This is a genomic window from Streptomyces odontomachicola, assembly GCF_039605595.1.
GTDB lineage: Bacteria > Actinomycetota > Actinomycetes > Streptomycetales > Streptomycetaceae > Streptomyces.
The window spans coordinates 58608-71301 of record NZ_JBCFOK010000002.1 but is presented as its reverse complement, the minus strand read 5'-3'; the positions used below and the strand labels follow the sequence as shown (position 1 = coordinate 71301).

The window sequence follows — 12694 nt, the reverse complement described above, 5'->3', positions numbered from 1 at the left end:
GTTCCGTGCCGAGGACGGCGGGCGGCTGACCGCTCACGACGTACCGCTCGACCTGCGCCCGCACCCCTCCACCGACCGCACGGCACCCTCACGTCCCGTTTGTCCGCCTCCCCTTGGGCGCTGCGATCACCGGTACAGGTACGTCGGCCTTCGTTCCTCACGCGCTCAGTGCCTGCGACAGTGCGTCCACGCTCACGTCCACGATCGTCCGGAGCTGCTCCGGACTCGTCCCGGCCCTGCTCATGACGGCGAGCGACTGGTTCACAGCGGCCATGTGCACGGCGAAGGCCTCGGCGTTCTGCTCGGTCAGTCCGCCGGCCTCCAAGGCGGCGCGCAGACGCCGGCGTTGGACGTCGAGGCCCTGCTTGGCGCGCGCGGCGATGCTCGGGCTCAATACGGGAATTGCCATGGCCGACTGGGCCATCAGGCATCCGTCGGGCACCTGGGGATCGGCAATGCGATCGAGGGTTACGTCGAAGAACGCGCGAACCGCGGCAACGGGGTCCGAAGCCGCGCACGAGAGGGCGGCGTCGTACTTCTCGCCGTAGCGCGCCGCATAGAGGTCCAGGCAGCGCAAGAAGAGCGTGTCCTTGTCGCCGAGGTAGGTGTAGATGGAACTGCGGTTGAGGCCGGTCGCCCGGGACAGATCGTCCAGCGAGGTGTCGCCGTAGCCGTCGCGCCAGAACTGGATCATCGCGTCGTCGAGCGCCGTATCCATGTCGAACTGCTTCTTGCCTGCCACGCGGTACTTCCTTGCCTGCGAATCGGTATGTGTTGTGCATCATTCCATCTTGAACTGGCCAGTTCAACACGTGCTAGCCTTCAAGCGTGGTCATGGCCCAACCGCACACCTGACACCGACGGAGGACTCCCGTGACCGGCTCGGCAATCAGCACTCCGCACACTTCCGAAAGCAACCCCATACGCGACCTGCCCCTGCACCACCTGGCCGGATTCACGCACCGCTGGGTCGACGCGGACGGCGTACGCCTGCATGCCGTCGAAGGCGGACGACCGGGCGGACCGGCCGTGGTCCTGCTCGCCGGCTTCCCGCAAACCTGGTGGGCCTGGCGAAAGGTGATGCCCGGCCTCGCCGACCGGTTCCGCGTCATCGCGGTCGACCTGCCAGGTCAGGGCCACTCCGAGCGCCCGGTACGCGGCTACGACACGCACACGGTCGCCGCGCACGTCCACGCTGCCGTGAAGGCTCTCGGGGTGTCGACCTACTCCCTGGTCGCCCACGACATCGGCGCCTGGGTCGGTTTCTCCCTCGCCCTCAGCTTCGAGAGCGACCTGCACGGGGTCGCTCTGCTCGACGCCGGAATTCCCGGAATCACTCTCCCGGAATCGATTCCCACCGACCCGGAACGCGCATGGAAAACCTGGCACTTCGCATTCCACATGGTGCCCGATGTGCCCGAGATGCTGCTTGCCGGCCGCGAACGCGAGTACGTCGGCTGGTTCCTGAAGGCCAAGGCCCTGCATCCCGACACCTTCGACGAGACCGAGATCGACCACTACGCGGCGGCCATCGCCGCCGACGGCGGCCTGCCCGCGTCCCTCGCGTACTACCGAAACGCCGCGGAGTCAGCGCGCAAAAACCGCGAGGCGCTTGAGCGCCGGCACCTGACCGTGCCCCTCCTCGGAATCTCCAGCAGCCACGGCTCCATCCCGGACATGGCCGCCTCCCTCAGCCCCTGGGCCGACAACACCACCCGCGTCATCGTCCCCGACGCCGGCCACTTCATCCCCGACGAACAACCCGAGGCTGTCACAGCCGCGCTAGCAGACTTCATCGCCGAAATCACCGAAACCACCGACGACGCCTGAAGTCGCGGAGCGCGCGGCCCACACCCACGCCCCCTTGGCCTACCTCTTCAGTGTGGCGCCGCGGCCCCGCGCTCATCCCCCGCACGCAGCCCGGGAAGGCCCCTCTGGTGATCGCTCATCGCAGGTACGAGCTGGACCGGTCCGCGGCGCACGACGTGGGCGCCCTGGTGGCCCTGATCGAGGGCGCGTTCCAAGAGGAGCCGCTGCGTTGGTACGTCAGCGAGGCCGGCGGGGGCCGGGTCGTGGTGGAGAGCACCGAGTACGCGGGGCCGCTCCCCCACTCCGGGCCCCTGGCGAGCGCGCGCCCGTCCTCACCACACGATGTGGTGGTCAGCCTCGTGCCCACCGGCATCGGCTGCGCGCTGGGCGGTTACGCCGGGGACGCCGCGCCCGTCACGGCGCTGCTGGCCCAGGCCGCCGACCTCCTGGTCACGAACCCGAACGCGGTGAACGCCTCCGACTTCATCCGCTGCGGGGAACGCGTGCTGTACACGGAGGGATCGTGCATCGACGCCTTCTGCCGGGGCGCGACCGCGCTGCACCGTTCCCGGGCCAACCGCCTGGGCCTCATCATCGAGGCGGCCCGCCCCGCCGAGGTGGAGCACGCCGTGAACGTGATGAACGCGGTGCGCGCGGTCCACGGCGTGGACGTCGTCGACTACGTGGTGACCGAGCGCCCCCTGGGCACGCACTGCGCCCGCGCGCCCTCGGGCGCCTACGTCGGCCACGTACAGGACCCCGGCGTACTGCTCGACGCGGCGCGCCACCTGCTCGCGCGTGGCGCCAACGCGCTGGCGGTCACCTCCAACGTGCAGGGGCTGGACCAAGACGACTACGCGGCCCACTTCAACGGGCAGCACGCCAACCCCGTCGGCGGCGCCGAGGCCGTCATCTCGCATCTGCTCGTGCGCACCTTCGGCGTACCGGCCGCGCACGCGCCGATGACGAACTTCAGGCACCTGCGGCTCGACCACCCCGTCGTGGACGCGCGCGCAGCCGGAGAGCTGGTCTCCATCAGCGGCCTGGCCTGCGTACTCGTCGGCCTGGCCCGTGCGCCCCAACTCTCCGGGGAGCGGCGCGGTTCCCTGCTCGGCGAGGCGCTGGGCATCGACGACGTGGTGGCGGTGGTCGCGCCCGCCGACGCGCTGGGCGGCATCCCCGTACTGGAGGCGCTGCGCCGCCGCATCCCCGTCATCGCCGTACGCGACAACACCACCCTCCTCGACGTCACCGCGGACGCCCTGGGCCTGGAAGGCATCCTCCACGCCGCCACCTACGCCGAGGCGGCGGGCCTGATCCTCGCCCTGCGCAAGGGCATCAGCCCGGACTCGATCACCCGGCCGCTGCGCACGCTGGGGCGGTGACGACGGGCCGGGGCGGACGCCCGGGGCTTCGCGTAGGTACTGCGGCGCCCCTATTCCTGCGGAGTACCCGGCGACTCCCCCACCGCCCCCTCCCCCGTAGGAAGCGCCCCCAAGTCCAGCCCGGGGCCCGCTGCCTCCTCCCTCAGGCGGTTGAGGAGGGTGTGGGCCGTGAGGGCGCGGTCGCGGGTGCGGGCCGCTACGTCGATGACCAGGCCCTGGCACAGGGCCATGGGGACGAAGGTCTCGCCGGCCGTGCCGGACGTGGACTCGGGGGTGGCGAGGAGGACGTCGACGCGGTCCTCCAGGGCCATGCCGAGCGTTTCGCTGATGAGGATCACGCGCGCCCCCACGTCCCGCGCGTGGTCGAGGACCACGCCCATCTCGCGGAAACGGCGCAGCGGGGCGATCAGGACGACCACGTCGCCCTCGGCCAGGGGGACGAGGGCGTCGGCGATCCGGAAGCCGGTGGTGCCCATCGCGCGACTGGAGACGCCACTCCGGGTCAGGCTCAGGCTCAGGAACTCCGCGACCGTGGCCGCCGGCCCGATCCCGTAGCAGAGCACCGACCGTGCGCCCTGCAGCAGTCCGACGGCGCTCTCCCAGGCGGCGGGGTCCAGGAGTTGCCGTGCCTGCTGGAAGAGTGCGGCGCCGTCGGCGAGCACCTGGTCGCCGATCTGCGCCGAGGAGGTGGCGGCGCGCTCCAGGCGCTGGTCGAGTACGCGCGCGGGGTCGCGGCGTACGGCCATCGCCTCGGCCAGGTCCCGCTTGAGCTCGCGCAGGCCCGCGTAGCCGAGCGCCTTGACCGCGCGGATCACCGTCGCGTCGCTGGTCCCGGTGCTGCGGCCGAGCTCGGCCGCGGAGAGCGAGACGGCCTTGCCCGGGTGGTCGCGGAGGAAGTCGGCGACCAGCCGTTCCCTGGGCGCGAGTCGGGCGGACATGGCGGCGACGCGTTCGTGGAGCGGGACCGTGCGGGAGGGTCCCGGATCTGTCGAGTCTGTAGCGTTCACGACTTCTATTGACTCCTTCTCGTAGTCGCCACTACGTTAACGGATCGTCGACACAGTGCACAGCCACCGGCCGACGGCCGGTTCTCCTGCATACCCGCAGAACAGCGCGGCCCGTGCCCCTTTCCCGACTCCCCCTCTCCCTGACGCAGTTGCGTCCCGCGCCAGGGGACGCAGCCGTACCCCTTCCGTTTCGGAGGCTCAGCGATGCTTCGACCACCGGCCCGCGTCGCGGTCATCGGCGCCGGCACCATGGGCAGCATGGTGCTCTGGCACCTGGCGCGGCGCGGCGTCGGCGCCGTCGGGTTCGACCCGTACGCGCCGGGCCACGACCACGGCGCCGCCGGCGGCGCCAGCCGCATCTTCCGCCTCGCCTACCGCGAGGGCGCACAGTACGTACCGCTCCTGCGAGCCGCGCGCGAAAAGTGGCTGGAGCTCCAAAACGCCTGGCACGAGCCGCTGTTCGACCCCTGCGGCGCCCTCACCGTCGGCCCCGAGGCGCACCCCGACGTGGCGCGGGTCCTCGATGTCGCCCGGGCCGGGCGGGTGCCGGTGGACGTGCTGGACCGCAAGGAATCCGAGCGCCGCTACCCGCAACACCAACTGGACGACGAGGACGTCACCGTCGTGGACCCGCACGGCGGCCTGCTGCGCCCGGACCGCGCGATCCGCGCCGCCGCGGCGGCCGCCCGCGCGCACGGGGCCGAGCTGCGCACCGGCACCTCCGTGACCGGGCTCGAAGCGGACGACGGTGGTGTACGCGTCACCGCCGGCGGTCGCGGCGAGCGGTTCGACACCGCGGTGGTGTGCGCCGGGCCGTGGACCACCGACCTGCTGCCGGAGGTGGCGCGGGCGGTGGAGCTGCGGCGGGCCGTGCTCGGGTGGTTCGAGCCCGAGGAGGCCGCCGCTGAGGGCTTCGCGCCGGAGCGCTTTCCCGTCGGCATACGCCGTGGCAGCGCGGCCTACTCCTTCTTCCCCGCGCACGACGGGCACGGCGTGAAGATGAACCTCTACGCCCCCAAGGCCGTCGTCTCCCACCCGCGGGAGCTCAGCGGCGCGGTCGAGCCCGACTACCGGGAACGCATGGGAGCCGCCGCCGCGAGCGGTCTGCGCGGCCTGCGCCCCGGGCCCGCGCGTACCGCCGCCTACCTGGACGGATACACCCCGGACAACCACGGGCTGCTCGGGCCCGTCAGCGGCCTGCCCGGCGTGCTCGCGATGGCGGGCTTCTCGGGCCACGGCTTCAAGCTCTCCCCGGTCTTCGGTGAGATCGCCGCCGACCTGCTCACGGAGGGCCGCACCGCGCACGGCATCGAGCACCTGCGGGTCCACCGCTTCGGCTGAGCCGAGCGCCCGGCCCGGTCACCAACTCCCGTACGCGCGCGGCCCGTTCACGCACGCCCCGTACGCCCCGTACGCCCAACCCCCGTACGCACCCGTACACCCCCGTACACAGGAAAGCAGGCATACACGTGATCCGAATAGGAGTGGATGTCGGCGGCACCTTCACCGACGTCACGGCCCTCCACACCCGCACGGGACGGCTGGCGGTCTTCAAGCTGCCCAGTACCGCGGGCGACCAGTCGGCCGGCGTCGCCGCGGGCATCGAGGGGGTGCTGGCCGAGGCGGGCGGGGAGCCCGCGCAGGTCTCGTACCTGGGGCACGGCACCACCGTGGCGACCAACGCCATGCTGGAGCGGCGCGGCGCGCGCTCGGCCTGCGTCACCACCGGCGGGGTGCCCGACGTGCTGGAGATCGCGCGGCAGCGGCGCCCGGACCTGTACGACCTGTTCGCGCGGAAGTCGCCGCCGCTGGTGCCCCGTTCGCGCACCTTCGAGATCGCCGAGCGGGTGGGCGCTGACGGCGCCGTGCTCGCCGAGCCCTCCGCCGAGGAGATCGCGGAGCTGGCCGGCCGGCTGGCGGCGGAGGGGGTCGGCGCCGTCGCCGTCTGCCTGCTGCACAGCTACCTCTCCCCCGAGCACGAACGGCGCGTGGAGGAGATGCTGCGCGAGCGGCTGCCTGACGCGTACGTGTGCAGGTCGAGCGTGGTGGCGCCGGAGTTCCGCGAGTACGAGCGCTTCTCCACCACCGTGGCCAACGCGTTCATCGGCCCGCCCGTTTCCGGGTACGTGAACCGGCTGGTGGAGCGGGTGCGCGCGGCGGGTGTCCCGGTCGGCCCGAAGGTCATCCAGTCCAACGGCGGCCTGGTCTCCGCCGAGGCCGTCGCCGAACGGCCCGTCACCACGCTGCTGTCGGGCCCGAGCGCCGGCGTCATCGGCGCGGTCCGGGTGGCCGGCCTCGCCGGTGCGAGCGACCTGATCACCTTCGACATGGGCGGCACCAGCACCGACGTGTGCCTGGTCCGCGGCGGCAACGCCCTGCTGACCGGCGAGCGGCGCGTGGGCGACACCCCCATCCGCACCCCCTCCCTCGACATCCAGACCATCGGCGCGGGCGGCGGCAGCATCGCCGCGGCCGACCCCGGCGGGGCGCTCGCGGTGGGCCCGCGCAGCGCCGGTTCCGAGCCGGGCCCCGCCGCATACGGCCGGGGCGGCACGGAGCCCACGGTCACCGACGCCAATGTCGTACGGGGCAGGCTCAACCCCCGCGAGATCCTGGGCGGCCGGCTCGCGGTGGACGCGCCGGCGGCCCGCGCGGCGCTGGAGCGGGTGGGTACGCCGCTGGGGCTGGACCTCGCGCGTACGGCGCGGGGCATCGGCGAGGTGGCCAACGCGCACATGGCGCGGGCGGTGCGCGCGGTGTCGGTCGAGGCCGGCGAGGACCCGCGCCGCTACACGCTCGTGGCCTTCGGCGGCGCGGGGCCGCTGCACGCCGTGGAGGTGGCGGACGAGGTCGGCATCACGGCCGTGCTGGTGCCGCCGAACCCGGGCACGCTCTGCGCCCTGGGCCTCCTGGCGACCGACATCCGCACCGACTTCGTCCGCTCCTGCCTGGTGCCGGCCGCACCGGGATCGCTCGGGCGGATCGGCGAGCGCCTGGAGCAGATGCTGGACGAGGCGCGCGGCTGGCTGTCCCGCGAGGCGCCCGAGGACGCCTCGCCCACCCTGGAGATCAAGGCCGATCTGCGGTACGCGCGGCAGAACTTCGAGCTCACGGTGCCGCTGCCGGGGCCGGGCCGGTCGCTGGACGAGGCGGGCCTGGCGCAGTTGCTGGCCGACTTCCACGTCGCGCACGAGAAGGCGTACGGCTTCGCCCATCGCGAGGCCCCCGTACAGCTCGTCAACCTGCGCGTCTCCGCGATCAGCGAGATCGCGCCGATCGAGCTGCCGACGCTGGCGCGGGGCGGTCCCGAGCCCGAACGGGAGGCGACCGTCGAGCACCGGAAGGTCGACTTCGCCGCCACCGGGCCGGTACGCGCTCCCGTACTGGACCGGGCGCGGCTGCTCGCCGGCAACCGGATCCACGGCCCGGCCGTGATCGAGCAGTTGGACACCACCACGGTGGTGCCGCCCGGCTGGACGGCCACCGTCGACACCCACGGAAACCTCATGATCGAGGCGGAGGCCCGATGACCGACACGACCGCGGGAGCCGCCACGGCGGAGCCCATCGACCCGATCACCGTGCAGGTCATCGGCAACGCGATGACCTCGATCGCCGAGGAGATGGGCGCGGTGCTGCGCCGCGCCAGCTACTCCACCAACATCAAGGAGCGGTGCGACTGTTCGACCGGCCTCTTCGACGCCGAGGGCCGGCTCGTCGCGCAGGCCGAGAACATGCCGATCCACATGGGCTCGATGGCCGGGCTCGTACGGGCGCTGCTGGACAGCCCCGGGGCGGACCAACTGCGGCCCGGCGACGTCTACATCACGAACGACCCGTACACCGCCGGCGGCACCCACCTGCCCGACATCACGGCCGTCGCGCCCGTCTTCGCGGGGGAGGGCGCCACAGAGACGCTGATCGGCTTCAGCGCGAACATCGCGCACCACTCCGACGTCGGCGGGCGCGTGCCGGGCAGCAACTCCGGCGACTCCACCTCCCTCTTCCAGGAGGGGCTGCGCATCCCCGTCGTGCGCTTCGCCCGCGCGGGCGAGGTCAACCCCGAGATCCTCGCCTTCATCACGCTCAACTCGCGGCTGCCGCAGGAGCGCAGGGGCGACATGTTCGCGCAGCTCTCCTCCGTCACCACCGGGGCCCGCCGCCTGGTGGAGCTGCACGAGCGGCACGGCACTCCCGCCGTGGCCTCCTCCACCGCGCAACTGCTGGCCTACGCGGAACGACGGCTGCGCGCCGCCCTGCGCAGCGCGCCGGACGGCACGTACGCCTTCACCGACCACATGGACGCCGAACCGGACGGCGAGGGCGGGCTGCTGCCGCCGACCCCGGTGACCGCCGCCGTCACCATCGCGGGCGAGGACATATCCGTCGACTTCCAGGGCACGGGGCCGCAGTCGCCCGTCGGCATCAACGTGGTGCGCTCCGCGCTGGAGGCGACGGTCTATTACGCCGTCAAGGCCGTTCTCGACCCCGGGATCCCGCCCAACGGGGGCTTCTTCGACGCCGTACGCATCGAGGCGCCGGAGGGTTCGATCCTCAACCCGCGGCATCCCGCGCCGGTGACCGCGCGCACCGACACCTGCCAGCGCGTGGCCGACGTACTGCTCGGCGCCCTAGCCAAGGCGGTGCCGGACCGGGTCCCGGCCGGATGCCACAGCACGATCACGTACGTGACCTTCTCCGGGCAGTGCGGCGACGACTACTTCGTCTATCCCGAGGTAGTGGCCGGCGGCTTCGGCGGCCGCCCCGATGGCGAGGGCACGGGCGGCCTGGACGGCATGGACGCGGTCCAGGTGCACGTCTCCAACTCCTCCAACCTGCCCATCGAGGCGCTGGAGCTGGAGTATCCGCTGCGGGTCGACCAGTACCGGCTCATCGCCGACTCCGGCGGCGCCGGGGCGCGGCGCGGCGGGCTCGGGGTGCGGCGCGACATCCACGTACTCGCCGAGAGCGCCGAGTTCTCCGCACACGCCGACCGGCAGCAGTACGCGCCGTGGGGGCTGGATGGCGGGGACGACGGCACGCCGGGCCGCTTCTCCGTCCTGCGCGGCGGAGAACGCGAGGAGCCCCTCGCCCACGGCCGCGTCTCGGGCGTCCGCCTCGCCGCCGGCGACGTGCTGCGCGTGGAGAGCCCCGGCTCCGGCGGCCACGGCCACCCCTGGGAGCGCGACGCGGAACGGGTGCGCGAGGACGTGTACGAGGGCCGCGTCACCGGTGCGGCGGCCGAGGGCGTGTACGGGGTGGTCCTCGACGGTGACGGCGCTGTCGACCGGGCGGCGACGGAGGCAGCGCGTGAGGTGCTGCGCAACGCTCGGACCGGCCTGCGGGGTGACCGGTGAGCGCCGGCGGCACCGCGTCCGTCGCGCCCGCCGGGACCACGTCGGACCCCGCTCAGGCGGAATCGCTGCGCCGCCGCGTGACCTGGGCCTCCTGGTCGGGCTGGGGCCTGGACGGCTTCAACAAGCAGGTCCTGCCGCTGGCGATGGCCGGGATCCTCCTGGCGCTCGGCCTGACCAGGACGCACGCCGGCGTCGTCACCGGCACGGTCGCGGTGGTGACCGCCGTCGGCGGGATCATCGGCGGGCGGCTGGCCGACCGCTACGGGCGGGTGCGCGTCCTGGTCGCCATCATGATCGGCTACAGCGTCGCCACCGCCCTGGTGGGCCTGGCGCAGAACTTCGTCCAACTGCTGCTGTTGGTCTCGCTCTCGGCGCTGTTCCTGGGCGCGGAGTGGCCGGTGGGCGCCGCGCTGATGTCGGAGTACGCCACACCGGGGCGGCGCGGGCGGCAGCTCGCCTGGGTCCAGTCCGCCTGGTCGGTGGGCTGGGCGCTGGCCAACCTCTCCTATCTGCTCAGCAACCTGTTCCTCGAACCGGGCGTGGCCTGGCGGGTCATGTTCGCCGTCGGCCTGCTGCCGGCCCTCGCGGCCGCGGTGATCCGCCGTACGCTGCGGGACGCGCCGCGGGTGGGGCCACCGCCCACGCAGCAGCCCGGCGAGAAGCCGCGGGGCGTGTACCGGGAGCTCTTCCGCGCCCCGCTCCGCCGTCGCCTGATCATCGGCGCGCTGTTCGGCGCCACGGGGCTGGGCAGCACGCAGGCGATCCAGATCTGGATCCCGCTGTACCTCTCCCAGGAACGCGGGCTGAGCGTGAGCGGCACGGCGACGTACCTGTGGCTGATGATCCTCGGCAACTGGCTCGGCTACATCGCCGGCGGCCACCTGCACGACGCCGTGGGCCGGCGCTGGGCGTTCACCGCCTTCTACCTGGGCACGGCTGTGTTCGGCCTGCTCTTCCTCCTCCTGGACGTGCGCGCGACGTGGTTCGGCCTGCTGATGTCGCTGCTGGTCGGCTTCTTCATGGCCGCGCAGGCGGCGGGCAAGGGCGCGCTGTTCACGGAGCTGTTCCCCGGCCGCGTACGGGCCTCGGGCGCGGGCGTGTGCTACGAGTTCGGCGCCGCGTTCACGGGCCTGATCTCCGCCCTCATCGGCTGGGCCTCCGACGCGATCGGCCTCGGCAGCGCGATCGCCGCGGCGCTGGGGGTGTGCACGGTGACGACGGTCGTCCTGACGTGGCTGCTGCCGGAGACGCGGAACTGGGAGCTGGCGTGAACGCCCCCTGTGAGCGGAGCTGATGGCCGTCCTGGCCCCTCCCCGTGAAGCGGAGGCGGCGTCCGCCGGGGCGCCTCCGCGCGCGGGCGGCGGCGCGGTGCGCGCCGCCGTCGCTGCCGCCTTCGCGCAGCCGGCCCCACCACCCACCCCGTTGAGGAGCACACATGGCCGTCCTCGTCTCCTGCGAAGCCGAAGCGGCGTCCGCCGGAGAGCGCCTGCTGCGCGCGGGCGGCAACGCCGTGGACGGTGCCGTTGCCGCCGCCTTCGCGCAGGCCGTCGTCAATCCCATGATGTGCGGGCTCGGTGGCTCGGCCCTCGCACTGCATGCCGATCTGCGTACGGGGCACGTGACCGCGATCAACGGCGAGGCGGCGACCGGGAGTCGGCCGGTGCCCGCGGCGTGGGCGGGGGAATTCCTGGGGCGGGTGGAGACCTTCGGGCGCTACGCGCTCACCAGCGAGGGCAACCAGATGGGTCCGGCCTCGGTCATGGTCCCGGGATTCGTGGACGCCATGGACCTGCTGCTGCGGCGGTACGGGTCGGGACGCGTCGGCACGCACGACGTACTCGCCCCCGCAACCGCCCTCGCCCGCAACGGTTTCGAGCTCAGCCCCTACCTCGCGCGGTGGTGGCAGACCGGGACCGCCGGCGACTCCCACGCGAGCAGGCCCGGCTACCCCACCCTCGCCGCGAAGGCGGCCGCGTACCCGGAGGCCGCCGCCCGCTACCTCCACCCCGACGGCTCCGGCTACCAGGCCGGCGAACGCTTCGCCCAGCCCTGGATCGCCGACATCCTCGACCGGCTCGCCTCCGCCGGGCTCGGCGACTTCCTGCACGGACAGCTCGGCGGCCTCCTCGCCGACGCCCTGGAACGCGAAGAATCACTGGTCAGCCGCGAGGACGTGACCGGCTACCAAGCGCTCGAAACCCCCGCACCACGCCACACGCTCGGCCGCCACACCCTCTTCACCGCGCCGCCGCCCAGCCCGGGTATCCAGGTGCTCCAGATGCTGGCACTCGCCCACCGGCTCGGCATCGACGCCACCGAACTCGACGCGGACACCGCCGACTCGCTGGCCAAGGCCATGCGGGCGAGCTTCGCCGACAACCGCTACATCAAGGCGACCGACCCGTCCGACGCCGACCGCGTCACGCGCGCGGTCCTCTCCCCCGACTCCCTCGACGCGTGGGCGGACGCAATCGCCGCCGGCGACCCGGTGGTCGTACGCGGGGAGGCGCCCGGCGACGGTACGACCCACGTCACCGCCGTCGACGGGGACCACGCCGTGTGCATCACCCACTCCACCGGCTCCGTGGGCGGCAGCGCCTACCTCGTACCCGAACTCGGCTACCTCCTCAACAACTTCACCGGCCACTACAACCCGCTCCCCGGCGCACCCGACTCCCTGAGGCCGGGCGCCCGGATCGGCACGGGCGCGCCGCTGATCGCCTTCGAGGACGAGCGCGGAGATGGCGGGCGCACGGGTGGCGCGCACACGGGTGGCGGGCTCGCGCTGGCGGTGGGCGCGCCGGGCGGCAGCCGGCTGATCACGGCGACGTTCCAGGTCGCACGGTCCGTACTGTTCGCGGGCGCGGACGCCGAGACGGCCGTCGCCCTCCCCCGCGTACACAGCGAGGAGCACCGCACGGTGTACGTGGAGCCCGCCCAACACGCGGCGCTCGCCGCCCAGTTGCGCTCCCACGGCAACGACGTCGCCGCCTCCGACTACATGTCCCGAGTCCAGGCCGTGAGCCGCTCCCGCGACGGCAGGCTCAGCTCGGGGTCCGACCCGCGCGGCGGGGGCGGGGTGGCGAGGGTGCCCTAGGGGGTTTCGTCCGGCTCATCTGGCGGACGCCGGGGTCGAG

Annotated in this window: 9 protein-coding genes; 7 read left to right on the top strand and 2 right to left on the bottom strand. The window is 73.2% G+C overall.

The genetic code is table 11. The features are described 5' to 3' along the window. Window positions 1-157: 157 nt before the first annotated feature. Window positions 158-742, bottom strand: coding sequence for a TetR/AcrR family transcriptional regulator (locus ABEE00_RS03010; protein WP_345743614.1), 585 nt, complete (start codon window positions 740-742; stop codon window positions 158-160). A gap of 131 nt (window positions 743-873) precedes the next feature. Here ABEE00_RS03010 and ABEE00_RS03005 point away from each other — a divergent pair, with 131 nt between their 5' ends. Beyond that, on the top strand, window positions 874-1830 hold the full coding sequence (locus ABEE00_RS03005; protein ID WP_345743613.1) for an alpha/beta fold hydrolase: 957 nt from the start codon (window positions 874-876) through the stop codon (window positions 1828-1830). A gap of 107 nt (window positions 1831-1937) precedes the next feature. Then, window positions 1938-3194, top strand: a complete 1257-nt coding sequence (locus tag ABEE00_RS03000) for a DUF3326 domain-containing protein (RefSeq protein WP_345743612.1) — start codon at window positions 1938-1940, stop codon at window positions 3192-3194. A 50-nt stretch (window positions 3195-3244) separates the two neighbouring features. Here ABEE00_RS03000 and ABEE00_RS02995 read toward each other — a convergent pair whose 3' ends face one another. Then, entirely contained in the window at window positions 3245-4201 is a 957-nt protein-coding gene (locus tag ABEE00_RS02995; RefSeq protein ID WP_345743611.1) for a MurR/RpiR family transcriptional regulator, read from the bottom strand. 204 nt (window positions 4202-4405) lie between these two features. Here ABEE00_RS02995 and solA point away from each other — a divergent pair, with 204 nt between their 5' ends. From solA to ABEE00_RS02970, 5 genes are all read left to right on the top strand, one after another. Then, window positions 4406-5542, top strand: coding sequence for an N-methyl-L-tryptophan oxidase (solA, locus tag ABEE00_RS02990; RefSeq protein WP_345743610.1), 1137 nt, complete (start codon window positions 4406-4408; stop codon window positions 5540-5542). Window positions 5543-5670: 128 nt separating this feature from the next. Continuing rightward, window positions 5671-7731 (top strand): hydantoinase/oxoprolinase family protein, encoded by a 2061-nt coding sequence (locus tag ABEE00_RS02985; RefSeq protein ID WP_345743609.1) that lies wholly within the window; start codon window positions 5671-5673, stop codon window positions 7729-7731. Next, window positions 7728-9557, top strand: a complete 1830-nt coding sequence (locus ABEE00_RS02980) for a hydantoinase B/oxoprolinase family protein (protein ID WP_345743608.1) — start codon at window positions 7728-7730, stop codon at window positions 9555-9557. Before ABEE00_RS02985 ends, ABEE00_RS02980 begins: the two co-directional genes overlap by 4 nt. Next, complete coding sequence (locus ABEE00_RS02975) at window positions 9554-10828, top strand: MFS transporter (protein ID WP_345743607.1); 1275 nt, start codon at window positions 9554-9556, stop codon at window positions 10826-10828. Before ABEE00_RS02980 ends, ABEE00_RS02975 begins: the two co-directional genes overlap by 4 nt. A gap of 164 nt (window positions 10829-10992) precedes the next feature. Beyond that, window positions 10993-12654 carry a gamma-glutamyltransferase gene (locus ABEE00_RS02970; RefSeq protein ID WP_345743606.1) on the top strand — a complete coding sequence of 554 codons (1662 nt, stop codon included), beginning with the start codon at window positions 10993-10995 and terminating at the stop codon, window positions 12652-12654. Window positions 12655-12694: the final 40 nt, after the last annotated feature.